Genomic DNA, 24,043 nt, shown 5'->3' on the forward strand with positions numbered 1-24,043 from the left:
CGCGCCGCCCGCCGGGGCTCACAGCGTGGAGCGCAGCCACTGCTCCACGCTCGCGATGTGCACCGTCGCCCAGGACCGCGCCGCCTCCGCGTCACGGTCCCGCAGCGCGGAGAGGATCGCCCGGTGCTCATGGAGGGTGCGGCTGACCGCGTCCTCCTGGGTCAGACCGCGCCACACCCGGGCCCGGGTGGTGGGCCCGGAGAGCCCGTCGAGCAGTGAACACAGCACCGAGTTGCCCGAGCACTGGACGATGCCGCGGTGGAACTCCAGGTCGCAGGCGACCAGTTCCTCCACGGAGGGCTCCTGCCCGAGCGCGTCCAGCTGCGCCTGGAGCCGGTCCAGCTCGGCCTCGCTGATCCGGGTGGAGGCCAGCGCCGTGGCCGCGGGCTCCAGGATCCGCCGTACGGCCAGGAACTCCAGTACGGTGTCATCGCGGTGGAAGTCCACGACGAAGCTCAGCGCCTCCAGCAGCAACTGGGGGTCGAGGCTGGTCACATAGGTGCCGTCGCCCTGGCGTACGTCGAGGATCCGGATCAGCGACAGGGCCCGCACGGCCTCGCGCAGCGAGTTGCGGGACAGCCCCAGATCGGCGGCCAGCTCACTCTCCTTGGGGAGCCGGTCACCGGGACGCAGCGCGCCCGAGACGATCATGCCCTTGATTTTCTCGATCGCCTCGTCGGTGACCGCCATGGTGGACCTCCCCGGAGCCAAACATCCGATGTATCAGGGGTCCATTATGACTTATGGCGCGCGCGAAACCGGCGGCGTCTGCCGGGGACGCCGCCGGTCCGCTGGGACCTGCTGCCGGGAGGGCCCGAAGACCGGCTCAGAGCCGGTTCATCGGAGGGCTCAGAAGGTGAACGGCCCCGGGTTCTGGGGCGAGGTGGCGGTGCAGTTCACCGTGATCAGGCCGAAGATGACCAGCTTGAGCGACTTGGCCTCCAGCACGTCGCCCGCGGCCACCGTGCCCTTGAGCGGGCCGGTGGTCACATCGGAGCCGGTCGGGATCGCCGGGTTGGCGTTGCCGGTGAAGGTGGCCGTCCCGGAGCCGTTCTTCGACAGCGTCAGCGTCGAGCTCACCGAGCCCGCCGGAACGTCGATCGGAGCCTTGATCGCTCCCGAGGACAGGGTGATGGTCGCGGCCGTCCCGCTCTGCGTGGCCGTGAGGGTGGCCAGGCCGGACCCGTAGGTGCCGCAGTCGGCGGTCAGGGTCGCGGTCGTGGGGTCGACCGCGGACGCGGTCGGCGCCAGCGCCAGCGCGCCGGCGGCCAGTGCTGCTGTTCCCATTGCCGTGCTGATCCCGAGCTTGAAGCGTCTCATGGGACTGCCTTCCGGAGTGGGGGAGTGCGCTGATGTGTGGGGGGTTCCCGCCCGTCATCCACGGGCGATGTCATTGATGCGCGCACCGCCGAAGAAGGCAAGAGCGATTCAGCAGATTTTTAACGCGCGAGTAAGTCCGCGGCCGCCGCACCAGATCACCGCCAACTGCCGTACAGGCGGCGGAACTTGGGGAAGCCTCAGGTCAGCTCCCCGGCGTGCCGCGCGCCCCCCCCGGCGTACCACCGGGGCGATCCGGCCGGGGCCCGGACCGGGTCCGGGCGGCCGGGTGAGAAGACGTTTCCTCTCACCCGGCCGCCCGGCTCGGGAAGGCGGCCCCGCGGGGGTCAGGGTCGCTTGGCCAGCAGGTCCTCGACCCGGCTCCGGATGGCCTCGGAGTCCAGGCCGCGGATGGTCAGGGTGGTGCGGCGGCGCAGTACGTCGTCCGCCGTGCGCGCCCACTCGTAGTCCCGGGCGTAGGCGACCTGGGCCCAGATCTCCGGGGCGTCCGGGTGGATCCGCTCGGCGAGCGCCGCGTCGCCGCTGGCCAGCCGGGCGATGTCGAAGGAGAGCGAGCCGTAGTGGGTCGCCAGGTGGCGGGCGGTGTCGGCGGCCATGCGCGGGCCGGGGGTGCCGCCGTCCACCAGCAGCCGGTGCTCGACGGCGTGCGGATTGGCCAGGCCCGGCAGCGGCATGTGCTTGGGCAGCAGCTTGACCGGCTCCATGTCGTCGGCGAGCGGGCGGCCCGGGAGCTGCGCCAGCTTGTGCATCACGGTGCGGCCGATGTGGCGGAAGGTGGTCCACTTGCCGCCGGCTATGGAGAGCATCCCGCCCCTGCCCTCGGTGACCACGGTCTCGCGCTTGGCCTTGGCGGTGTCGCCGGGGCCGCCGGGCAGCACCCGGAGCCCGGCGAAGGAGTAGGTGATCAGGTCGCGGGAGAGCTGCTGGTCGCGGATGGAGAAGGCGGCCTCGTCTAGGATCTGGGTGATGTCCGCCTCGTTGACCGCGACATCGGCCGGGTCGCCCTCGAACGCCTCGTCCGTGGTGCCCAGCAGCAGCATGTCCTCCCAGGGGAGGGCGAAGGTGATGCGGTACTTGTCGATCGGGGTCGCCAGCGCCGCCCGCCAGGGGGAGGTGCGCTTGAGGACCAGATGCGCGCCCTTGGACAGCCGGATCGACGGCGCCGCGTTCGGGTCCTCCATCCGGCGCAGATGATCCACCCAGGGGCCGGTGGCATTCAGCACCAGACGGGCGTTCACCCCGAACTCGGTGCCGTCGGTGCGGTCCTTGAGCTCGGCGCCGGTGACCCGGCCGTCGCTCTTGCGCAGACCCACGACCTCGGCGTGGTTGAGGACGGTGGCGCCCGCCTCCACCGCCGCCCGGACCGTCATCAGGGCCATGCGGCTGTCGTTCATCTGGCCGTCGCCGTAGACCGCGACCGCCTTGAGGTTCTCGGTGCGCAGCTCCGGGACGTCGCGCGCGGCCCGCTCGGCGCCGATCACATGGCCGACGCCGTCGCGGAACGCGGAGAGCGCCGAGTAGGCGAAGACACCCGCGCCCAGCTTGGCCGCGCCGTGCGGGCCGCCCTTGTAGACCGGCAGGTAGAAGGTGAGCGGGTTGGCCAGGTGCGGGGCGACGGTACGGGAGACCGCGCGCCGCTCGAAGTGGTTCTCGGCGACCAGCTTGACCGCGCCGGTCTGGAGATAGCGCAGGCCGCCGTGGAGCAGCTTGGAGGAGGCGGAGGAGGTGGCGCCGGCGAAGTCACCGGCGTCCACCATCGCCACCCGCAGCCCGGACTGCGCGGCGTGCCAGGCAGTGGTGATGCCCAGAATGCCGCCGCCGATCACCAGGAGGTCGTACGTCGCCTTGGAAAGCTGTTCCCGGGTTTCGGCTCGGCTCGGGTTCGAACCGGCAGCCGGGTGCGTTCCGAGGGACGGAACGCTCTGCAGGGTGGTCATTGATTACTCCTCGTCTTCGATCCAGCCCATGGTCCGCTGCACGGCCTTGAGCCAGTTCTTGTACTCGCGGTCGCGGACGTCCGCGTCCATTCGGGGGGTCCATTCGGCCGCCCGGCGCCAGTTGGCGCGCAGGGCGTCGGTGTCCGGCCAGAAGCCGACGGCCAGACCGGCGGCGTAGGCCGCGCCGAGGCAGGTGGTCTCGGCGACCATCGGGCGCACCACGGGTGCGTCCAGGGCGTCCGAGAGGGTCTGCATCAAAAGGTTGTTGGAGGTCATGCCGCCGTCGACCTTGAGCGCGGTGAGCTCGACCCCGGAGTCCTTGGTCATCGCGTCGACGATCTCGCGGGTCTGCCAGGCGGTGGCCTCGAGCACGGCACGCGCGATGTGCGCCTTGGTGACATAGCGGGTCAGGCCCGCGATCACACCGCGCGCGTCGTCCCGCCAGTACGGGGCGAACAGGCCCGAGAAGGCGGGCACGAAGTACGCGCCGCCGTTGTCCTCCACGGAGCTGGCGAGGGTCTCGATCTCGGCGGCGCTGTTGATCAGGCCCATCTGGTCCCGCATCCACTGCACCAGCGAACCGGTGACCGCGATGGAGCCCTCCAGGGCGTAGACCGGCTTCTCGTCGCCGATCCGGTAGCCGACGGTGGTCAGCAGCCCGTTGTAGGAGTTGACCGGCTTCTCGCCGGTGTTCATCAGCAGGAAGGTGCCGGTGCCGTAGGTCGACTTGGCCTCGCCCTCGGCGTAGCAGGTCTGGCCGAAGAGGGCCGCCTGCTGGTCGCCGAGCGCCGAGGCGACCGGCACGCCCGCCAGGATGCCCTCGGCCGTGTGGCCGTAGACCTCGGCGGAGGAGCGTATCCGCGGCAGCACGGTGGCCGGGATGTCCATCGACGTGAGGATCTTCTCGTCCCAGTCGAGGGTGTGGAGGTTCATCAGGAGGGTGCGGGAGGCGTTGGTGACGTCGGTGACGTGCACACCGCCGTTGACGCCGCCGGTCAGGTTCCAGATGACCCAGGAGTCCATGGTGCCGAAGAGGATGTCGCCCGCCTCGGCCCGCTCGCGCAGCCCCTCGACGTTGTCGAGCAGCCAGCGGATCTTGGGACCGGCGAAGTAGGAGGCCAGCGGGAGGCCGGTCTCGCGGCGGAAGCGGTCCTGGCCGACGTTGCGGCCGAGCTCGCGGCAGAGGGCGTCGGTGCGGGTGTCCTGCCAGACGATGGCGTTGTGCACCGGCTCACCGGTCTTGCGGTCCCACAGCAGGGTGGTCTCGCGCTGGTTGGTGATGCCGATCGCCTTGACGTCGATGGCGGTGATGCCGGCCTTGCTGATGGCGCCGGCGACGACCTCCTTGACGTTCTCCCAGATCTCGGTGGCGTTGTGCTCCACCCAGCCGGGCTTGGGGAAGATCTGCTCGTGTTCCTTCTGGTCCACCGAGACGATGCGGCCGTCGCGGTCGAAGACGATGCAGCGGCTGGAGGTGGTGCCCTGGTCGATGGCCGCGATGAACGGGCCCTGGCCGTGGGACGAGGCGCTCGTGGTGTGGGTGTCGGTCATGATCTGCTGCTCTCCTGCGGGTCGTGGGGTGGGCTAGGCGAAGGCGATCTCGTAGATCCCGCCGGCGATGGCGCCGCCGATGAGCGGGCCGACGACCGGGATCCAGGCATAGCCCCAGTCCGAGCCGCCCTTGTTGGGCAGCGGCAGGAGGGCGTGGGCGATACGGGGGCCGAGGTCACGCGCCGGGTTGATGGCGTAACCGGTCGGGCCGCCGAGCGAGAGGCCGATGCCGACCACCACGAACGCGGTGATCATGACGCCGATGACGCCCAGGCCCTTGCCGTCGCCGTTGAGCCCCTGGGTGAGGATGGCGAGCACCAGCACGGCCGTGGCGATGATCTCGGTGGCCAGGTTCTGGGCGACGTTCCGGATCTCGGGGCCGGTGGAGAAGACGCCCAGCACCGGGCCGGCGTCGATGGCCTGCTGCTTGTCCGCCGCCACCGTGTCCTGGGCGCCCGGGCCGCCGACGATCTCGCGGTCGGTGAGATGGGCGTGGAAGTGGCCGAGGTAGGCGAGCCACACCAGCGCGGCGCCGATCACCGCGCCGAGCATCTGCCCGAGGAAGTAGACCGGCACATCGCTCCACTCGATGCCGCCCTTGATGGCGAGGCCGAGCGTCACCGCCGGATTGAGATGGGCCCCCGAGAGAGGCGCCGAGATATACGCGCCGGTGAGTACGGCGAAGCCCCACCCGAGGGTGATGGCGACCCACCCCGCCTCGAACGCCTTGGATCGCTTCAAGATCACGCCGGCGACGACACCGCAGCCGAGCAGAATGAGTACGGCGGTACCGATGGTCTCGCCGATGAAGATGTCGGAGCTGGACACCCGCGACTCCTTTGTCCTTCGTCCAGGGGAAGGCGAACCCCCGGGTTCTCACCGGTGGTCCGCGCCCTCGTGGGAGGGCGTTGGTCGGCCCGCGGCGAGTCCACCATAGCGAATATTGTCGTCAGGTGTTCGACAATGCCGACCGATGAACGGCAGTTTTCTTCACAGCGAAGACCCCGTCAAGGGTCGTGTGAAGGAAAAATCGGGGGTATGTGAAACCGTGATGAAGCAGGTCATGCCGGGATATGGGGGCAGATCCGCGCGGGTTGCCACGATTCAGAAACGCAGCGCGCCCAGGTCCCGGGAGACGGCGCGGGCGCAGTCCCGTACGGCGGCCACGAGCTCCGAGCGCAGCTCCCCGTCCTCGCACACCCGCTCGACCGCGCCCGTGATCCCGACCGCGCCCACCGGCAGCCGGCGCCGGTCGTGGATGGGCGCCGCGACCGACGCCACGCCCTCCCAGGTCTCCTCCACGTCGGAGGCCCAGCCGCGCGCCCGGATCAGGTCCAGCACGCCCTCGAACTCCCGCTCCCCGGTCACCGTGCGGGGCGTGAACGCCTTACGGTCGCCCTCGGTCGCCTCGCTGTGGGCGACCGGGTCGTACGCGGAGAGCACCTTGCCCAGGGCCGAGGAGTGCAGCGGATGCATCGCGCCGACCTCCAGCACCTGGCGGCTGTCGTCCGGCCGGAAGACATGGTGGACGATCAGCACACCCTGCTGGTGCACCACGCCCAGGTACACGCTCTCGCCGCTGGAGCGGGCCAGGTCGTCCGTCCACACCAGGGCGCGGGCGCGCAGCTCGTGCACGTCCAGATAGCTGTTGCCCAGGCGCAGCAGCTCCGCGCCGAGCTGATAGCGGCCGGATGCCTCGTCCTGCTCGACGAAGCCCTCCTGCTGCAGCGTGCGCAGTATGCCGTGCGCGGTGCCCTTGGCCAGCCCCAGAGTGGAGGCGATGTCGGACAGTCCCAGACGTCGCTCACCACCGGCGAGCAGGCGTAGCATCGCGGCGGCGCGCTCCAACGACTGGATGTTCCGGGCCATCGCCAACCTCCTGACTGCGGTTCGACAATGCTGAACACTATCGGTCCATGTCGACCCCGCGGTACCGCAAGGCCATTTGTCGACGATCAAGGGCCGCCGAGGGCCGCCCGGCCGCGCCCCATCCCGGCTGATGGAACGACCATCGTCAAATGACCACTGGCAGCTACCCTGGCGTGGTGCGCCGTCCCCAGGGAGGGCGCAAAGCCGACAGCCGTCGCACTCCAGGGAGCACATCCATGGCCTCGCATACGCCATCGCCCACATCCGCCGCCCGAGCCGAAGCGCTCCGCGAAGCACTGGCCACCCGCGTGGTGGTCGCCGACGGCGCGATGGGGACGATGCTCCAGGCGCAGGAGCCCAGTCTCGACGACTTCCAGCAGCTCGAGGGCTGCAACGAGATCCTCAACATCACCCGCCCGGACATCGTCCGCTCGGTCCACGCGGAGTACTACGCCGCCGGGGTGGACTGCGTCGAGACCAACACCTTCGGCGCCAACCACGCGGCGCTCGGTGAGTACGACATCCCCGAACGCGTCCATGAGCTCTCCGAGGCCGGCGCCCGGATCGCCCGTGAGGTCGCCGACGAGTTCGCCGCCGACGGACGCCAGCGCTGGGTGCTGGGCTCCATGGGCCCCGGCACCAAGCTGCCCACCCTCGGCCACGCGCCCTACGTCACCCTCCGCGACGCCTACCAGGCCAATGCCGAAGGCATGATCGCCGGTGGCGCGGACGCCCTCCTGGTGGAGACCACCCAGGACCTGCTGCAGACCAAGGCCGCGATCCTCGGCGCCCGCCGCGCCCTGGACGCCACCGGTACCAACCTCCCCCTGATCTGCTCGGTCACCGTCGAGACCACCGGCACCATGCTGCTCGGCTCCGAGATCGGCGCGGCGCTCACCGCCCTCGAGCCGCTCGGCATCGACATGATCGGCCTCAACTGCGCCACCGGCCCCGCCGAGATGAGCGAGCATCTGCGCCATCTCGCCCGCCACTCCCGCATCCCGCTGTCCTGCATGCCCAACGCCGGCCTCCCGGTGCTGGGCAAGGACGGCGCCCACTACCCCCTCACCCCCGGCGAGCTGGCCGACGCCCAGGAGACCTTCGTCCGCGAGTACGGGCTCTCCCTGGTCGGCGGCTGCTGCGGCACCACGCCCGAGCATCTGCGCCAGGTCGTCGAGCGGGTCCGGGATCTGACCCCCACCGAGCGCTCCCCGCGCCCCGAGCCCGGCGCCGCCTCGCTCTACCAGACCGTGCCGTTCCGCCAGGACACCTCGTATCTGGCGATCGGCGAGCGCACCAACGCCAACGGCTCCAAGAAGTTCCGCGAGGCCATGCTGGAGGCCCGCTGGGACGACTGTGTGGAGATCGCCCGGGAGCAGATCCGCGAGGGCGCCCATCTGCTCGACCTGTGCGTGGACTACGTCGGCCGGGACGGCGTCGCGGACATGGAGGAGCTGGCCGGGCGGTTCGCCACCGCCTCCACCCTCCCCATCGTCCTGGACTCCACCGAGGTCGACGTCATCCGGGCCGGGCTGGAGAAGCTCGGCGGGCGCGCGGTCATCAACTCCGTCAACTACGAGGACGGGGACGGCCCCGAGTCGCGGTTCGCCAAGGTCACCCGGCTCGCGCAGGAGCACGGCGCCGCCCTGATCGCGCTGACCATCGACGAGGAGGGCCAGGCCCGCACGCCGGAGAAGAAGGTGGAGATCGCCGAGCGGCTGATCGACGACCTGACCGGCAACTGGGGCATCCACGAGTCGGACATCCTCATCGACACCCTGACCTTCACCATCTGCACCGGTCAGGAGGAGTCCCGTAAGGACGGCATCGCCACCATCGAGGCGATCCGCGAGCTCAAGCGGCGCCACCCGGACGTCCAGACCACCCTGGGCCTGTCGAACATCTCCTTCGGCCTCAACCCGGCCGCCCGCATCGTGCTCAACTCCGTCTTCCTCGACGAATGCGTCAAGGCGGGCCTGGACTCGGCGATCGTGCACGCCTCCAAGATCCTGCCGATCGCGCGGTTCGAGGAGGAGCAGGTCAAGGCCGCCCTGGACCTGATCTACGACCGCCGCGCCGAGGGCTATGACCCGCTGCAGAAGCTGATGGGGCTCTTCGAGGGCGCCACCGCCAAGTCCCTCAAGGCCGGCAAGGCCGAGGAGCTGGCCGCGCTGCCCCTGGACGAGCGCCTCAAGCGGCGCATCATCGACGGTGAGCGCAACGGCCTGGAGGCCGACCTCGACGAGGCGCTCCAGGAGCGCCCCGCCCTCGAGATCGTCAACGAGACGCTGCTGGACGGCATGAAGGTGGTCGGCGAGCTCTTCGGCTCCGGCCAGATGCAGCTTCCGTTCGTACTCCAGTCCGCCGAGGTCATGAAGACCGCGGTGGCGCATCTGGAGCCGCACATGGAGAAGTCCGACGACGAGGGCAAGGGCACCATCGTGCTCGCCACCGTCCGCGGCGACGTCCATGACATCGGTAAGAACCTCGTGGACATCATCCTGTCCAACAACGGCTACAACGTGGTCAACCTCGGCATCAAGCAGCCGGTCTCGGCGATCCTGGAGGCCGCCGAGGAGCACCGCGCCGATGTGATCGGCATGTCCGGGCTGCTGGTGAAGTCCACGGTGATCATGAAGGAGAACCTGGAGGAGCTCAACCAGCGCAAGCTGGCCGCCGACTACCCCGTCATCCTCGGCGGCGCCGCCCTCACCCGCGCCTACGTCGAGCAGGATCTGCACGAGATCTACGAGGGCGAGGTGCGCTACGCCCGCGACGCCTTCGAGGGCCTGCGCCTCATGGACGCCCTGATCGCCGTCAAGCGCGGCGTGCCCGGCGCCACCCTGCCCGAGCTCAAGCAGCGTCGGGTGCCCAAGCGGGACGTGTCCGTGACCGAGCCGGAGCCGGAGGGCCCGTCCCGGTCCGACGTGGCCACCGACAACCCCCTGCCCGCCCCGCCCTTCTGGGGCACCCGCGTGGTCAAGGGCATCCAGCAGGCCGACTACGCGTCCTGGCTGGACGAGGGCGCGCTGTTCAAGGGCCAGTGGGGGCTCAAGGAGGCCCGTACCGGCGACGGGCCGACCTATCAGGAGCTGGTGGAGTCCGAGGGCCGTCCGCGGCTGCGCGGCTGGCTCGACAAGCTGCACACCGAGAACCTGCTGGAGGCGGCCGTCGTCTACGGCTACTTCCCGTGCGTCTCCAAGGGTGACGACCTGGTCCTGCTGAACGAGGACGGCAGCGAGCGGACCCGCTTCACCTTCCCGCGCCAGCGCCGCGGCCGCCGGCTGTGTCTGGCCGACTTCTTCCGGCCCGAGGAGTCCGGTGAGACCGATGTCGTCGGGCTGCAGGTGGTGACCGTCGGCTCGAAGATCGGCGAGGCCACCGCCGAGCTGTTCGCCGCCGACTCCTACCGCGACTATCTGGAGCTGCACGGCCTGTCCGTCCAGCTGGCGGAGGCGCTGGCCGAGTACTGGCACGCCCGGGTCCGTGGCGAGCTGGGCTTCGCCGGTGAGGACCCGAGCGAGATGGAGGACATGTTCGCGCTGAAGTACCGCGGCGCGCGCTTCTCGCTGGGTTACGGCGCCTGCCCCGACCTGGAGGACCGCGCGAAGATCGCCGATCTGCTGCGGCCCGAGCGGATCGGGGTGAAGCTCTCGGAGGAGTTCCAGCTCCACCCCGAGCAGTCCACGGACGCCATCGTGATCCACCACCCGGAGGCCAAGTACTTCAACGCGCGGTAGTCCCGCGGCAGCGGTTCGTGACCGCCTTACGGTGCTCACGAGGCGCGTCGGCGCGACGCGACGTAGACTGGTCGATCCGGTAGAGGCCGGTCGCCTTCCCGTCCGTGGAAGGGGGCCGGCCTTCGTGCCCCTTGTCCGGAGGTGTTTGGATGACCAGCAGCATCCCCGCCGTCGATACCCGTACGGCCGAAGGCTCGGCCCTGCAAGCCGTTCTGCTCGACATGGACGGCACCCTGGTCGACACCGAGGGCATCTGGTGGGACGCGGAGGTCGCCATCTTCGCCGAACTCGGTCATGCGCTCGCCGAGGAGTACCGCCACGTCGTCGTCGGCGGCCCGATGTCGCGCAGCGCCCAGTTCCTGATCGAGGCCACCGGCGCCGAGATCGCCCTCGCCGAGCTCACCGGCCTGCTCAACAGCCGCTTCACCGAGCTGATCGACGGCAGTGTGCCCATGCTGCCCGGTGCCCGCAGGCTGCTCACCGAGCTGGCCGCGCAGTCCATCCCCACCGCTCTGGTCTCCGCCTCCCACCGGCGGGTGATGGACCGGGTCCTGCGCTCGCTCGGCCCGGAGCACTTCACCCTGACGGTCGCGGGCGACGAGGTGGAGCGGACCAAGCCGCATCCGGACCCGTATCTGTTCGCCGCGGTCGGACTGGCCGCCGAACCGGGGCGGTGTGTGGTCATCGAGGACACCGACACGGGCGTACGGGCCGCCGAGGCGGCCGGGTGCCGGGTGGTGGCGGTGCCGTCCGTGGTGCCGATCGAGCCCGCCGCGGGACGTACGGTCGTCGGCTCGCTCGAAGAAGTCGATCTCTCATTTTTGCGTACTCTGGTCACTGCAGTGCACTGATCGCGCACCGAGCGTATTTCTGTACATTGCAAACTGAATAGCGCGGGCGCACTTTTCGCGTTCCGTTGGCGACAAGGGAACGTGATGTTTATCACTGCACATGCGGTGAGCGGAGGGGGCGGTTCTCTGTCGCGCGTCCTGTCTGGTGCGATTTGGGTGAACCCATGTGTCCGGATTGGTGGTATGCCGTACGAATCGCGGCAGCGTCCGGATATCGGTCGATGGCCGCTCGTTATCGGGGCGTGATATCGCCTCAACTTCGTTGTGTCTGAGCATGGTCGGCGCCGCGGACTAATCTCGTCGCGAGTAGTTGATCGATGGCAGGGAGACTCCCGACAATGACGCGCAAGTCGCTGGTGCTGCCGGCTGTGGCCGGCCTCCTGATCTCCACGCTCGCCGCGTGCGGTGGTACCGACGGCTCGGGCTCGGACGGTGAGGCGATCGTCCTGGGCAGCACGGACCGCATCGAGGCGTCGAAGGCGGCGCCCGCTCCGCTGGACCCGGCCCTGGCCTACGACTTCGCCTCCTGGAGCGTGCTGCACAACGCCTTCCAGACGCTGATGAGACTGCCCCGCTCGGGAACCGAGCCGATACCCGACGCCGCCGAGAAGTGCGGCTTCCAGGACCGGCAGAGCGAGCAGTACCGCTGCACGCTGCGCAGCGGTCTGAAGTTCTCCAACGGTCACGACCTGACCTCCGAGGACGTCAAGTTCTCCCTCGAGCGCGTGCTGCGCATCGACGACCCCAACGGCACCAAGTCGCTGCTGTCCAACGTGGACAAGATCGAAACCCCCAGCGACCGCGAGATCGTCATCCACCTCTCGCAGCCGGACGCGACCTTCCCGTCCAAGCTCACCACCCCGGCCGCCGCGATCCTGGACAGCGAGGTCTACAAGCCCGACGCGCTGCGCAACGGGTTCGAGATGACGGGCTCGGGCCCGTACACCGCGAAGACCGAGGTGCGCGACAACCGGCTGGTCAAGGTCGTCTTCACCAAGAACAGCAAGTACAAGGGCGATGTCGAGCTGAAGGCCGACAAGGCGGAGATGCGTTTCTACGACTCCGCCGCGACCATGGAGAAGGCGCTGGTCAAGGGCGACCTCGACGTGGTCCACCGCGGCTTCTCGCCCGACCAGATCGACAAGCTCAACAAGGGCGACATCAAGGGCGTCCGGCTCTTCGAGTCCTCCGGGCAGGGCATCCGCTATCTGGTCTTCAACACCTCGGACCCGGCGGTCAAGAACAAGGCGGTCCGGCAGGCCATCGCCCATCTCGTGGACCGCCAGGCGCTGGTGCGCGATGTGTACAAGCGGACCGCCGAGCCGCTCTACTCGATGATCCCCACCAGCATCTCCTCGCACATCAACTCGTTCCACAACGAGTACGGCGACCCGGACCCCGCGGCCGCCAAGAGCGCGCTGCGCGACGCCGGTATCAACACCCCGGTGAAGCTGACGCTGACCTACACCACCGACCACTACGGTCCGGAGACGGCCGGGGAGTTCAAGGAGCTGAAGAAGCAGCTCAACGCCAGCGGGCTCTTCTCCGTCACGATCAAGGGCTACCCGTGGCGGGACTTCCGCCCCGCGCTCATCAAGCGCCAGTTCTCCGCCTCCGGGATGGGCTGGCTGCCCGACTTCCCGGACCCCGACAGCTACACCGCGCCGTTCCTCACCACGGACAACTTCCTCAACTCGCCCTACCGCAACAGCACCATCCAGGACGAGCTGATCCCCAAGACCCGGCAGGAGGCCCAGCGCAGCCTCGCCGACAAGGACTTCCAGTCGATCCAGAACGCCGTCGCCAGCGACGTGCCCTATCTTCCGCTGTGGCAGGGCAACACCTACGTGGCCGCCCGCGAGAACGTCATCGGCGCCGAGTACGCCTTCGACTCCTCGACCATGCTGCAGCTGTGGGAGCTCGGCAAGGACAACTGAGAGGGACCCACGGGGGTCAGGCACAAAACGACGAATGTGTGAGGAAGACCGTTGAGGAAACGTGATCAGTGGCTGGCAGCTCCCCTCGGCGCTGGACTGGCCGCCGCCCTGCTCACCGGATGCGGCAGTGAGGACGGGGACGCGGGCAGCGGCGAGCACGTGGTCATGGGGATGTCGGACGAGGTGCTCGCCACCGACCCGGCATCCGGCTACGACCCGGGCTCCTGGCTGCTGTTCAACAACGTCTTCCAGTCCCTGCTGAGCTTCCCGAAGGGCAGCACCACACCGCAGCCGGAGGCGGCGGAGAAGTGCTCCTTCAAGGACAACGCCAGCCGGGTCTACTCCTGCACCCTGAAGGACGACCTGAAGTTCTCCAATGGCCATCCGCTCACCTCAGAGGACGTGAAGTTCTCCTTCGAGCGCACCAAGCGGATCAATGACGCCAACGGCCCGGCGCTGATGCTCACCTCCATCGGGAGCATCGGCACCCCGGACAAGCGGACCGTCGTCTTCCATCTGAAGGGCTCCGACGCGACCTTCCCGCAGAAGATCGCCTCCGGCGCCGGGTCCATCGTCGACCACCGGGAATACCCCGCCGACAAGCTGCGCACGGACCACAAGGCGGTCGGCTCCGGCGTCTACAAGCTGGACTCCTTCACCAAGGACGAGGCCGACTTCTCCGTCAACGACGGCTACCGGGGGCCGGCCCGGCCGAAGAACTCCGGGCTGAACCTGAAGTTCTTCCACGGCGGGCAGGCGCGGCTGAAGTCCGCCGTGCAGAAGGGCGATGTCGACCTCGCCTACCGCGGCCTGGCCATGCGCGACCTCGCCGACCTCCAGGCGCAGAGCCTCGGCGGCGGCAAGAGCCTGAACGTGGTCGAGGGCACCGGCGCCGAGGTCCAGCACCTGGTCTTCAACATGAAGGACCCGGTGGCGGGCAAGCTCGGCGTGCGCAAGGCGATGGCGTACCTCATCGACCGCTCCACCCTGGTGCGGGACGTCTACAAGCGCACCGCCGAACCGCTGTACTCGGTGGTCCCGGCCGGGATCACCGGCCACAACACCGCCTTCTACGACAAGTACGGCGACCGCCCGCAGCCCGAGAAGGCCAAGCAGGCGCTGCGGGACGAGGGCATCACCGGCAAGGTCAAGCTGACGCTGTGGGGCACTCCGATCCGCTACGGCCCCGGCACCGTCCCGGGCCTGCGCCAGATCGCCCGGCAGCTCAACGCCAGCGGGCTGTTCGACGTCGATGTGAAGAGCGCGGACGTCGCGGAGTACGAGAAGGGCGTCGCCGGCGGGAAGTACGGCGTCTATGTGAAGGGCTGGGTGCCCGACTACCCGGACCCGGACAACTTCGTCGCCCCGTTCTTCGGCGCCGGCAACGTCCTGGCCAACCACTACACCTCGCCGCGGCTGTCCGCGCAGCTCATCCCCGCCACCGCCGAGCAGCCCAGCCGCGAGGCCACGGTCGGCGACTTCCAGCGGATCCAGGACATCGTGGCCGACGAGGTGCCGATGCTCCCGCTGTGGCAGGGCAAGCAGTACGCGGTGGCCCAGGACGACATCTCCGGGCTGCAGTGGACCCTCGACTCCTCGACGGTCTTCCGCTTCTGGGAGATCGGCAAGTCGTCCGACAGCTGACGGGGACGCGCGGCTCTACGGCGGTACGGCGGGAGGCCCGGGGCGCGCGCCCCGGGCCTCCCGCCGTACCGTGTGTGGCTACTGTGCGCCGGGGCGGACCAGGCCGCTCTCGTAGGCGTAGACGGCGGCCTGCACCCGGTCGCGCAGCCCCAGCTTGGTCAGCACATGGCCCACATGCGTCTTGACCGTGGTCTCGCTGACGAACAGATCCGCGGCGATCTCCGCGTTGGACAGCCCCCGGGCCACCAGCTTCAGCACCTCGACCTCGCGCTCGGTGAGGGTGTGCAGGGTGTCCGGCACCGGCTCCTCGCCCGACGGCAGATGCCCGGCGTACTTGTCGAGCAGCCTGCGGGTGATGCTGGGCGCCAGCATCGCCTCGCCCGCCGCCACCACGCGGATGGCCTGCACCAGCTCGGTGGCGGGCGCGTCCTTCAGCAGAAAGCCGCTGGCCCCGGCGCGCAGCGCCTCCACCACGTACTCGTCCAGGTCGAAGGTGGTCAGCACCAGCACCTTGGCCGGGCCGTCCCGCCCCGGACCGGTGATCTGGCGGGTCGCCTCCACGCCGTCCATCCGCGGCATCCGGATGTCCATCAGGACCACATCGGGCTGCAGCGCCCGCACCTGGTCGAGGGCCTGCAGACCGTCCCCCGCCTCGCCGACGACCGCCAGATCCTGCTCCGCCTCCAGGATCATCCGGAAGCCGGTGCGCAGCAGCGGTTGGTCATCGACCAGTAGGACGCGGATCGCCACGGGAACTCCTTCGCTAGACCGCGTCCATTCTGCCCGCCCGTCACCCACCACCACCCTCAGGGGGCGCTACGCGGCACCTTCTTCTTGCCCGTCACCCACCACCACCCTCAGGGGGCGCTACGCGGCACCTCCTTCTTGCCCGTCACCCACCACCACCCTCAGGGGGCGCTACGCGGCACCTCCTTCTGAGGCGGCACGACCGCCAGCGGATAAGGCGGCGGCGTACCCCCGAACTCCGGACAGTGGGCCTGGTGGTCGCACCAGCCGCACAGCCTCGTCTGACGGGGGACGAACGCACCGGTCTCCGTGGCCAGCCGGATCGCCTCCCACAGGGCCAGCACCTTGCGCTCCACCGCCCGCAGATCCCGCTCGTCCGGGTCGTACGTCAGCACATCGCCGCTGCCCAGATAGACCAGCTGGAGCCGCCGCGGGATGACCCCGCGCAGCCGCCACAGCACCAGCGCGTAGAACTTCATCTGGAACAGGGCCTCGCCCGCGTACTGCGGGGCGGGGGCCTTGCCCGTCTTGTAGTCCACGATCCGCACATCACCCGTGGGAGCGATGTCGATCCGGTCGATGATGCCGCGCAGCCGCAGCCCGGACTCGAGCTCCGTCTCCACGAACAGCTCCCGCTCCGCGGGCTCCAGACGCGTCGGATCCTCCAGCGAGAACCACTGGTCCACCAGCGTCTGAGCCCCTGTCAGCCACTCGGCCAGCCGGTCCGGCGCCGGGGCGCCGTCCTCCTCCTGGAACAGCTCCGCCAGCTCCGGCTTGGCCGCCAGCAGCCGATCCCACTCGCCCGGCACCATCGCCCGGGCCCGCGGCGAGGTGCGCTCGGCGGCCGGGGCGTCGAAGAGCCGCTCCAGCACCGCGTGGACCACCGTGCCGCGGGTGGCCGCCGCGCTGGGCTTCTCCGGCAATTTGTCGATCACTCGGAAGCGGTACAGCAGCGGGCACCGCATGAAATCGGCCGCCCGTGACGGTGACAACGAGGCGGCTGGACCGGACTTCGGCGGCCCGTCCGACGGTTCGGCCTTCCCGGTGGTGGTTCCCGTGGTGGTTCCCATGGCGAAGACCCTACGACCCGCCACTGACAGCCGGACGCATACCATCGACGTCCGAGCCCCTCGCACTGCATGATCGTGGGGACCGTATCAAAAGAGGGGTGCGACCGAGCATCCGACGAGGGGACACCGTGGACAACAGCGGGCAGCGGCAGTCCGACAACGGGGAATCGGACCGCACGACCGAGCCCGAGGGCGGCAAACAGCCGCGCCCACGCGAGGCGGGCGGCGGCATTCTCATGGGCCGCCCGTTCGGCGTGCCCGTGTATGTCTCGCCCAGCTGGTTCCTGGTCGCCGCCCTCATCACCTGGGTCTTCGGCGGTCAGCTCGACCGGGTGCTGCCCGAGCTCGGCGCCGCCCGCTATCTGGTCTCGCTCTTCTTCGCGGTGGCCTTCTACGCCTCGGTGCTGGTGCACGAGCTCGCCCACACCGTGGCCGCGCTCCGCTTCAAGCTGCCGGTGCGCCGGATCCAGCTGCAGTTCTTCGGCGGTGTCTCGGAGATCGAGAAGGAGACCGAGACCCCCGGCCGGGAGTTCGTGCTCGCCTTCGTCGGCCCGCTGCTCTCCCTGGTCCTCTCGGGCGTGTTCTACCTCGGCATGCTGGTCGTGGAGCCCGGCACGGTGCCCGGGGTGCTGCTCGCCGGGCTGATGATCTCCAACCTGATCGTGGCCGCGTTCAACCTGCTGCCGGGGCTGCCGCTGGACGGCGGGCGGATGCTGCGCGCCGTCGTCTGGAAGATCAGCGGCAGGCCGATGACCGGCACCGTCGCCGCCGCCTGGAGCGGCCGCGCGCTGGCCGTCGCGGTGCTCGTCGGACTGCCGCTGCTCACCCAGGCGGGCGGGCTCGGCGAGGAGCCCGAGAGTTTCGGCAGCGTCGACTCGCTCACCGACGCGCTGCTGGCCGCCATACTCGCCGCGATCATCTGGACCGGCGCGGGCAACAGCCTGCGGATGGCCCGGCTGCGGGAGCGGCTGCCGGACCTGCGCGCCCGTACGCTCACCCGGCGCGCCGTCCCCGTGGCGGCCGACACCCCGCTCTCCGAGGCGCTGCGCCGGGCGAACGAGGCCGGGGCCCGCGCCCTTGTCGTGGTGGACGGCCACGGCACCCCGACCGCCGTGGTGCGCGAGGCCGCCATCGTGGGCATCCCCGAGCACCGCCGCCCCTGGGTCGCGGTCAGCGGTCTCGCCCAGGACCTCAAGGACGGTATGCGGGTCTCCGCCGAGCTCACCGGCGAGGAGCTGCTGGACACCCTGCGGGCCACCCCCGCCACCGAGTACCTGGTGGTGGAGGAGAGCGGCGAGATCTACGGGGTGCTCTCCACGGCCGATGTCGAGCGTGCCTTCGTGGCGGCCATGGCCAGGACGCCCGCCGGCCCCGCCTGAGGCCGCCGGTGTGGTCCGGGCAGGGTGAAGTGCCCGGTAGGCTGTTCACATGTCCGAACCGACCGGTGCCGCCCGCCGTCGCGGGCCCTTCCAGGTCGGGGACCAGGTCCAGCTCACCGACCCCAAGGGACGCCACTACACCTTCACGCTCGAGGCCGGGAAGAACTTCCACACCCACAAGGGATCCTTCCCCCATGACGAGCTGATCGGTGCCCCCGAGGGAACCGTCGTGCGTACCACGGGAAACGTCGCGTATCTCGCGCTGCGCCCCCTGCTCCCCGACTATGTCCTGTCCATGCCCCGCGGTGCCGCCGTGGTCTACCCCAAGGACGCGGGGCAGATCCTGGCGATGGCCGACATCTTCCCCGGCGCACGTGTCGTCGAGGCGGGCGTCGGCTCCGGCTCGCTCTCCATGTTTCTGCTGCGGGCCATCGGCGACCAGGGCATGCTGCACTCCTACGAGCGCCGGGCCGACTTCGCCGAGATCGCCGCCCAGAACGTCGAGCGCTACTTCGGCGCCCCGCACCCCGCCTGGCGGCTCACCGTCGGCGACCTCCAGGACAACCTCAGCGACACCGAGGTCGACCGTGTGATCCTGGACATGCTCGCCCCCTGGGAGTGCCTGGAGCCGGTGTCCAAGGCGCTCGTCCCCGGCGGCATCCTGTGTGCCTACGTCGCCACCACCACCCAGCTCGCCCGCACCGTGGAGTGCATCCGCGAGCACGGCACCTTCAACGAGCCGTCGGCCTGGGAGACCATGGTCCGCACCTGGCACGTCGAGGGCCTGGCCGTACGGCCCGACCACCGCATGATCGGCCACACCGGCTTCCTGCTCACCGCCCGCCGGCTCGCCGACGGTGTGGAGCCCCCGATGCGCCGCCGCAGGCCCGCCAAGGGCGCCTACGGCGAGGACTACGTGGGCTGGGGCACCGCGAAGGACACCGGCGCCGCGGACGCCTCAGGAGGCGGCCGGAGCGCTTCCGGTGGCCAGGACGCCCCGTCCGGCGACGCCTGAGAGCCGCCTGACGGACACCGGCGCCACAACGGCTCGGCGCGGCCACCGAATTCCCCGTGTGCGGGCGGTGGCCGCGCCCCTGTGAGATGTGGCACGATGCGGGGCATCTCCCGCATCAGCTCTTACCTGGAGTCATCCCGCGTGCAGCCTCTGGGCCCGGATCTCGCGCACACCCATCCCCGTCCGGTGCACTGGGTCGCGACCGCGGCCGCCGTGGCCGCCGTCATCGCCGGGGGGTCGTTCTTCCAGCCCTCCGACGCGAAGGCCACCACGTCCACCGCCGCCTCCGCCCCGCGTGCCGGGGGGCTTCCTGCGGCCAAGGCCCCCGACCCCCGCGCCGCGGACTATCCGATGGACTGCGGACGGGCCGGGCCCGACATCATCGACCGGGCCTCGGCGGACCTGGACGGCGACGGGCGGCCGGAGACCGCCGTCGTGGTGCGCTGCCGGACGGCGTTCGGCACCCCGCCCAGTGGCGTGTATGTGCTCTCCCAGCCGGCCCGCGCGGGCGCCGCGCCCCGCGTGGTGGCCACCTTCGTGGACCCGGAGGAAGGGATGAGCGTCAGCGATTTCGCGGTGCGCGGAAAGACGGTTTCGGCCACCTTGCTCGGCTACTCCTCGGCCAAGGTGCCGCGGTGCTGTCCGGATCAGCAGCGCAAGGTCAACTGGCAGTGGCGGGACGGCCGGTTCGTTCTGAAGGCGCTGCCGGTTCCGGGGAGTGTGTGAGCGGTCGCTCGCGGAGCGTCACTCCGCGTCGGGGCCGTAGACCTCGACCCGGTCCGTGACGCGGCGTACGTGGATGCAGTCGCCGGGGCATTCCTTGGCCGAATCCTTGACCTCGGTGAGCAGGGTCAGGGGCACCGGAGCGGTGGCACCCTTCTCCTGTAGCAGCTCATCGTCGGCGCTCTTGACGTAGGCTAGACCGTCGATGTCGAGTTCGAAGACCTCGGGAGCGTACTGGGCGCAGATGCCGTCGCCGGTGCACAGGTCCTGGTCAATCCACACTTCAAGATCGCCGAGCTCCTCGTTTCGCACGGTGTGCCCCCTGCTGTTCCTTCGATACGCCATTCAACAGTGTCTAAATATCGCCAGCCCTGACGGGTGTTGACCGTGTCGACGATACAACCGGTCGCTTTCCGATGTTGTTGGGTGGGTATTCGGCTGGTGTGAGGGAGTGCGCAAGGGTGAAGATCGGACACACGCCGACCGGGTTTGTGATCTAGGGGTTTCAACCCGCACCGGCCCAGGTAGGGTCAGGAAGCGTCCAGCTCCCCTTGGAGGAGGTGAGGACCGTGGCAGCCCACGACGACGACATCAACCGCGGCATCCGGCCGGGGCGGGGGTCTGACGACCCTGCCGGCCAGGTTGCCTATCTCGAGCAGGAAATCGCCGTCCTGCGCCGCAAGCTCGCCGACTCTCCGCGTCATACGAGGATTCTCGAAGAGCGGATCGTCGAGCTGCAGACCAATCTGGCGGGAGTGTCCGCACAGAACGAGCGGCTCGCGAACACACTCCGTGAGGCCCGCGACCAGATCGTGGCCCTCAAGGAGGAGGTCGACCGGCTTGCCCAGCCGCCGGCCGGTTTCGGAGCCTTTCTGCAGGCGAACGAGGACGGTACGGCCGACATCTTTACCGGGGGCCGTAAACTCCGGGTGAATGTCAGCCCAAGCGTCGAGCTCGACGACCTCAAGCGCGGCCAGGAGGTCATGCTCAACGAGGCGCTCAATGTGGTCGAGGCCATGGAGTTCGAGCGCGCCGGGGACATCGTCACCCTCAAGGAAGTCCTTGAGGACGGCGAGCGCGCCCTGGTGATCGGGCACACCGACGAGGAGCGGGTGGTGCGGCTGGCGGAGCCGCTGCTGCACACCACGATCCGCCCCGGTGACGCCCTGCTGCTCGAGTCCCGGTCCGGCTATGTCTACGAGGTCGTTCCGAAGAGCGAGGTCGAGGAGCTCGTCCTCGAAGAGGTTCCGGACATCGACTACAACAAGATCGGCGGTCTGGGAAACCAGATCGAGCTGATCCGCGACGCGGTCGAGCTCCCCTACCTCTACCCCGACCTCTTCAAGGAGCACGAACTGCGGCCGCCCAAGGGTGTGCTGCTGTACGGTCCGCCCGGCTGCGGCAAGACGCTGATCGCCAAGGCCGTGGCCAACTCCCTTGCCAAGAAGGTCGCCGAGGTGACCGGCAAGCCCGCGGGGAAGAGCTTCTTCCTCAACATCAAGGGTCCCGAGCTGCTCAACAAGTACGTCGGTGAGACGGAGCGGCACATCCGGCTGGTCTTCCAGCGGGCTCGGGAGAAGGCCAGCGAGGGCACGCCCGTCATCGTCTTCTTCGACGAGATGGACTCTCTCTTCCGCACCCGTGGCTCCGGGGTCAGCTCGGACGTGGAGAACACCATCGTCCCCCAGCTGCTCTCCGAGATCGACGGCGTGGAGGGCCTGGAGAACGTGATCGTGATCGGTGCCTCCAACCGCGAGGACATGATCGACCCCGCGATCCTGCGCCCCGGCCGTCTCGATGTGAAGATCAAGATCGAGCGTCCGGACGCCGAGGCCGCCAAGGACATCTTCTCGAAGTACCTCACGGAGTCCCTGCCGATCCACACGGACGACCTCACCGAGCACGGCCAGTCGCCCAAGGCCGCGATCGGCGGGATGATCCAGTCGGTGGTCGAGCAGATGTACACCGAGTCCGAGGAGAACCGCTTCCTGGAGGTCACCTACGCCAATGGCGACAAGGAAGTCCTCTACTTCAAGGACTTCAACTCCGGCGCCATGATCCAGAACATTGTGGACCGCGCCAAGAAGATGGCGATCAAGGACTTCCTGGACCACAACCAGAAGGGCCTTCGCGTCTCCCATCTGCTCGCCGCCTGCGTGGACGAGTTCAAGGAGAACGAGGACCTGCCGAACACCACGAACCCGGACGACTGGGCCCGGATCTCCGGCAAGAAGGGTGAGCGGATCGTCTACATCCGCACCCTGGTCACCGGAAAGCAGGGCGCGGACACGGGACGCTCCATCGACACGGTGGCGAACACCGGTCAGTACCTGTAACACCGCAGTCCGGCTGCGGATGTCCTGGACGGGGCATCCGCAGCCGGATGCGCTTTTCGGACCGCATTCTTCGTATGAGTCCTACGAGCCCGACCGGAGCAATGACTGAAATGATCTCCGCAGCACCGCTTGGCCGTTCTAGGCTCTTCGGTACCGCACGATCGCGGCACGGGGGATCGGGGGCCGCATATGGACCGGGAGCGCAGCGGTACTTGAGCGCCGACCTCAGCCGGGGGCGGCGCCGGGCAAGGAGGGCCGCATGACCGTACGGCGCGTAATGGGAATCGAGACGGAGTACGGGATCTCCGTCCCCGGGCACCCGAACGCCAATGCCATGCTCACCTCATCCCAGGTCGTCAACGCCTACGCGGCGGCGATGCACCGGGCGCGTCGCGCCCGCTGGGACTTCGAGGAGGAGAACCCGCTGCGGGACGCCCGCGGCTTCGACCTCGCGCGCGAGACCGCCGACGCCAGCCAGCTCACGGACGAGGACATCGGCCTGGCCAATGTGATCCTCACCAATGGCGCGCGGCTCTATGTGGACCACGCCCACCCCGAGTACTCGGCCCCCGAGGTCACCAATCCCCGGGACGCGGTGCTCTGGGACAAGGCGGGCGAGCGCATCATGGCCGAGGCCGCGCTCCGCGCCGCCGAGCTGCCCGGCGGACAGCCGATCCACCTCTACAAGAACAACACCGACAACAAGGGCGCCTCCTACGGCACGCATGAGAACTACCTGATGAAGCGGGAGACCGCCTTCTCGGACATCGTGCGCCACCTGACGCCCTTCTTCGTCTCCCGCCAGGTCGTCACCGGCGCCGGCCGTGTCGGCATCGGCCAGGACGGCCATGAGCACGGCTTCCAGATCAGCCAGCGGGCCGACTACTTCGAGGTCGAGGTCGGCCTGGAGACCACGCTCAAGCGCCCGATCATCAACACCCGCGACGAGCCGCACGCGGACGCCGAGAAGTACCGCCGGCTCCACGTGATCATCGGGGACGCCAACCTCTCCGAGCTCTCGACCTACCTCAAGCTCGGCACCACCGCCCTGGTGCTGTCGATGATCGAGGACGGCTTCATCGCCGTGGACCTCGCGGTGGACCAGCCGGTGCGCACCCTGCACCAGGTCTCGCACGACCCGACGCTGCGCCGTCTGATCACGCTGCGCAGCGGCCGCACACTGACCGCGGTGCAGCTCCAGATGGAGTACTTCGAGCTCGCCCGCAAATACGTCGAGGACCGCTACGGAGCGGACGCCGACGAGCAGACCCGGGACGTCCTGACCCGCTGGGAGGACGTGCTGAACAGGCTGGAGCGCGATCCCATGAGCCTGTCCGGCGAGCTGGACTGGATCGCCAAGCGGGAGCTGCTGGAGGGCTACCGCCGGCGCGACACCCTGGAGTGGGACGCCGCCCGGCTGCACCTGGTGGACCTGCAGTACGCCGACGTACGCCCCGACAAGGGCCTGTACAACCGGCTGGCGGCCCGCGGCAAGATGAAGCGGCTGCTGGACGACCAGGAGGTCGCCCGCGCCCAGAACAAGCCCCCGGAGGACACCCGCGCCTACTTCCGCGGCCGCTGCCTGGAGCAGTACGCGGACGACGTCGCCGCGGCCTCCTGGGACTCGGTGATCTTCGATCTGCCGGGTCGTGACTCTCTGCAACGGGTCCCCACGCTGGAGCCGCTGCGCGGCACCCGCAACCACGTCAAGGAGCTGCTGGACCGCTGCCGCACGGCCGAGGACCTGGTCCGGGTGCTGTCCGGCGGCTGAAATGCCCCCCATCCGGGAATCATCGAGGTGGCCTCCGTACGTTGTAGCGAGTGGGAGGCCGATGTCGGACCCGGCTTGTAGGGTCTGATCTTGAGACCGATCGAATCAGCGGGCGAACCGAGCGGGGTGAGGGAT

Annotated in this window: 18 protein-coding genes; 9 read left to right on the top strand and 9 right to left on the bottom strand. The window is 69.3% G+C overall.

Translation table 11 applies throughout. The features are described from left to right. Positions 1-18: 18 nt before the first annotated feature. From J8403_RS34040 to J8403_RS34065, 6 genes are all read right to left on the bottom strand, one after another. Complete coding sequence (locus J8403_RS34040; protein ID WP_093460521.1) at positions 19-690, bottom strand: FadR/GntR family transcriptional regulator; 672 nt, start codon at positions 688-690, stop codon at positions 19-21. A gap of 159 nt (positions 691-849) precedes the next feature. Then, a complete protein-coding gene (locus J8403_RS34045; protein WP_059148619.1) occupies positions 850-1,320 on the bottom strand; it encodes a hypothetical protein in 471 nt (156 codons plus the stop codon). 344 nt (positions 1,321-1,664) lie between these two features. Then, positions 1,665-3,275, bottom strand: a complete 1,611-nt coding sequence (locus tag J8403_RS34050; RefSeq protein WP_211126500.1) for a glycerol-3-phosphate dehydrogenase/oxidase — start codon at positions 3,273-3,275, stop codon at positions 1,665-1,667. A 3-nt stretch (positions 3,276-3,278) separates the two neighbouring features. Next, on the bottom strand, positions 3,279-4,826 hold the full coding sequence (gene glpK / locus J8403_RS34055) for a glycerol kinase GlpK (RefSeq protein ID WP_211126501.1): 1,548 nt from the start codon (positions 4,824-4,826) through the stop codon (positions 3,279-3,281). A gap of 33 nt (positions 4,827-4,859) precedes the next feature. Beyond that, on the bottom strand, positions 4,860-5,654 hold the full coding sequence (locus J8403_RS34060) for an MIP/aquaporin family protein (protein WP_211126502.1): 795 nt from the start codon (positions 5,652-5,654) through the stop codon (positions 4,860-4,862). Positions 5,655-5,930: 276 nt separating this feature from the next. Continuing rightward, entirely contained in the window at positions 5,931-6,695 is a 765-nt protein-coding gene (locus tag J8403_RS34065; protein WP_211126503.1) for an IclR family transcriptional regulator, read from the bottom strand. 236 nt (positions 6,696-6,931) lie between these two features. On the opposite strand from J8403_RS34065, the gene metH reads away from it, so the two are divergent. From metH to J8403_RS34085, 4 genes are all read left to right on the top strand, one after another. Beyond that, positions 6,932-10,435 (top strand): methionine synthase, encoded by a 3,504-nt coding sequence (metH, locus tag J8403_RS34070; protein WP_211126504.1) that lies wholly within the window; start codon positions 6,932-6,934, stop codon positions 10,433-10,435. 149 nt (positions 10,436-10,584) lie between these two features. Next, positions 10,585-11,286, top strand: coding sequence for an HAD family hydrolase (locus J8403_RS34075; protein WP_211126505.1), 702 nt, complete (start codon positions 10,585-10,587; stop codon positions 11,284-11,286). A gap of 338 nt (positions 11,287-11,624) precedes the next feature. Continuing rightward, positions 11,625-13,223 (top strand): ABC transporter substrate-binding protein, encoded by a 1,599-nt coding sequence (locus J8403_RS34080; protein WP_211126506.1) that lies wholly within the window; start codon positions 11,625-11,627, stop codon positions 13,221-13,223. A gap of 51 nt (positions 13,224-13,274) precedes the next feature. Then, positions 13,275-14,867, top strand: coding sequence for an ABC transporter substrate-binding protein (locus J8403_RS34085; protein WP_211126507.1), 1,593 nt, complete (start codon positions 13,275-13,277; stop codon positions 14,865-14,867). 78 nt (positions 14,868-14,945) lie between these two features. On the opposite strand, the gene J8403_RS34090 is transcribed toward J8403_RS34085, so the two are convergent. After that, on the bottom strand, positions 14,946-15,617 hold the full coding sequence (locus J8403_RS34090; RefSeq protein ID WP_009719179.1) for a response regulator: 672 nt from the start codon (positions 15,615-15,617) through the stop codon (positions 14,946-14,948). 158 nt (positions 15,618-15,775) lie between these two features. Further along, complete coding sequence (locus J8403_RS34095; protein ID WP_374212232.1) at positions 15,776-16,684, bottom strand: RecB family exonuclease; 909 nt, start codon at positions 16,682-16,684, stop codon at positions 15,776-15,778. 128 nt (positions 16,685-16,812) lie between these two features. Here J8403_RS34095 and J8403_RS34100 point away from each other — a divergent pair, with 128 nt between their 5' ends. From J8403_RS34100 to J8403_RS34110, 3 genes are all read left to right on the top strand, one after another. Continuing rightward, positions 16,813-18,063, top strand: a complete 1,251-nt coding sequence (locus tag J8403_RS34100) for a site-2 protease family protein (protein WP_211128571.1) — start codon at positions 16,813-16,815, stop codon at positions 18,061-18,063. A 49-nt stretch (positions 18,064-18,112) separates the two neighbouring features. Then, entirely contained in the window at positions 18,113-19,078 is a 966-nt protein-coding gene (locus tag J8403_RS34105; RefSeq protein ID WP_211126509.1) for a tRNA (adenine-N1)-methyltransferase, read from the top strand. A 96-nt stretch (positions 19,079-19,174) separates the two neighbouring features. Beyond that, entirely contained in the window at positions 19,175-19,804 is a 630-nt protein-coding gene (locus J8403_RS34110) for a hypothetical protein (protein ID WP_211126510.1), read from the top strand. An 18-nt stretch (positions 19,805-19,822) separates the two neighbouring features. Here the strand turns inward: J8403_RS34110 and J8403_RS34115 are convergent, their stop codons facing one another. After that, positions 19,823-20,146 carry a ferredoxin gene (locus J8403_RS34115; RefSeq protein WP_086705815.1) on the bottom strand — a complete coding sequence of 108 codons (324 nt, stop codon included), beginning with the start codon at positions 20,144-20,146 and terminating at the stop codon, positions 19,823-19,825. A 224-nt stretch (positions 20,147-20,370) separates the two neighbouring features. Here J8403_RS34115 and arc point away from each other — a divergent pair, with 224 nt between their 5' ends. Together arc and dop are read left to right on the top strand one after the other, a co-directional pair. Next, entirely contained in the window at positions 20,371-22,137 is a 1,767-nt protein-coding gene (gene arc, locus J8403_RS34120; RefSeq protein WP_137965053.1) for a proteasome ATPase, read from the top strand. 259 nt (positions 22,138-22,396) lie between these two features. Next, the gene (gene dop, locus J8403_RS34125) at positions 22,397-23,908 is read left to right on the top strand and encodes a depupylase/deamidase Dop (RefSeq protein ID WP_079059857.1); all 1,512 of its coding nucleotides are present in this window, start codon (positions 22,397-22,399) and stop codon (positions 23,906-23,908) included. The last annotated feature ends 135 nt before the right edge of the window (positions 23,909-24,043 follow it).

It is taken from the genome of Streptomyces yatensis, from assembly GCF_018069625.1.
Taxonomy (GTDB): domain Bacteria; phylum Actinomycetota; class Actinomycetes; order Streptomycetales; family Streptomycetaceae; genus Streptomyces; species Streptomyces yatensis.

What these genes read in the sequence shown, in the direction of transcription:
- J8403_RS34040 (WP_093460521.1), bottom strand. Translation starts at nt 690, where the DNA reads ATGGCGGTCACCGACGAGGCGATCGAGAAAATCAAGGGCATGATCGTC.
- J8403_RS34045 (WP_059148619.1), bottom strand. Translation starts at nt 1,320, where the DNA reads ATGAGACGCTTCAAGCTCGGGATCAGCACGGCAATGGGAACAGCAGCA.
- J8403_RS34050 (WP_211126500.1), bottom strand. Translation starts at nt 3,275, where the DNA reads ATGACCACCCTGCAGAGCGTTCCGTCCCTCGGAACGCACCCGGCTGCC.
- glpK (WP_211126501.1), bottom strand. Translation starts at nt 4,826, where the DNA reads ATGACCGACACCCACACCACGAGCGCCTCGTCCCACGGCCAGGGCCCG.
- J8403_RS34065 (WP_211126503.1), bottom strand. Translation starts at nt 6,695, where the DNA reads ATGGCCCGGAACATCCAGTCGTTGGAGCGCGCCGCCGCGATGCTACGC.
- metH (WP_211126504.1), top strand. Translation starts at nt 6,932, where the DNA reads ATGGCCTCGCATACGCCATCGCCCACATCCGCCGCCCGAGCCGAAGCG.
- J8403_RS34075 (WP_211126505.1), top strand. Translation starts at nt 10,585, where the DNA reads ATGACCAGCAGCATCCCCGCCGTCGATACCCGTACGGCCGAAGGCTCG.
- J8403_RS34080 (WP_211126506.1), top strand. Translation starts at nt 11,625, where the DNA reads ATGACGCGCAAGTCGCTGGTGCTGCCGGCTGTGGCCGGCCTCCTGATC.
- J8403_RS34095 (WP_374212232.1), bottom strand. Translation starts at nt 16,684, where the DNA reads ATGGGAACCACCACGGGAACCACCACCGGGAAGGCCGAACCGTCGGAC.
- J8403_RS34105 (WP_211126509.1), top strand. Translation starts at nt 18,113, where the DNA reads ATGTCCGAACCGACCGGTGCCGCCCGCCGTCGCGGGCCCTTCCAGGTC.
- J8403_RS34110 (WP_211126510.1), top strand. Translation starts at nt 19,175, where the DNA reads ATGCGGGGCATCTCCCGCATCAGCTCTTACCTGGAGTCATCCCGCGTG.
- J8403_RS34115 (WP_086705815.1), bottom strand. Translation starts at nt 20,146, where the DNA reads ATGGCGTATCGAAGGAACAGCAGGGGGCACACCGTGCGAAACGAGGAG.
- dop (WP_079059857.1), top strand. Translation starts at nt 22,397, where the DNA reads ATGACCGTACGGCGCGTAATGGGAATCGAGACGGAGTACGGGATCTCC.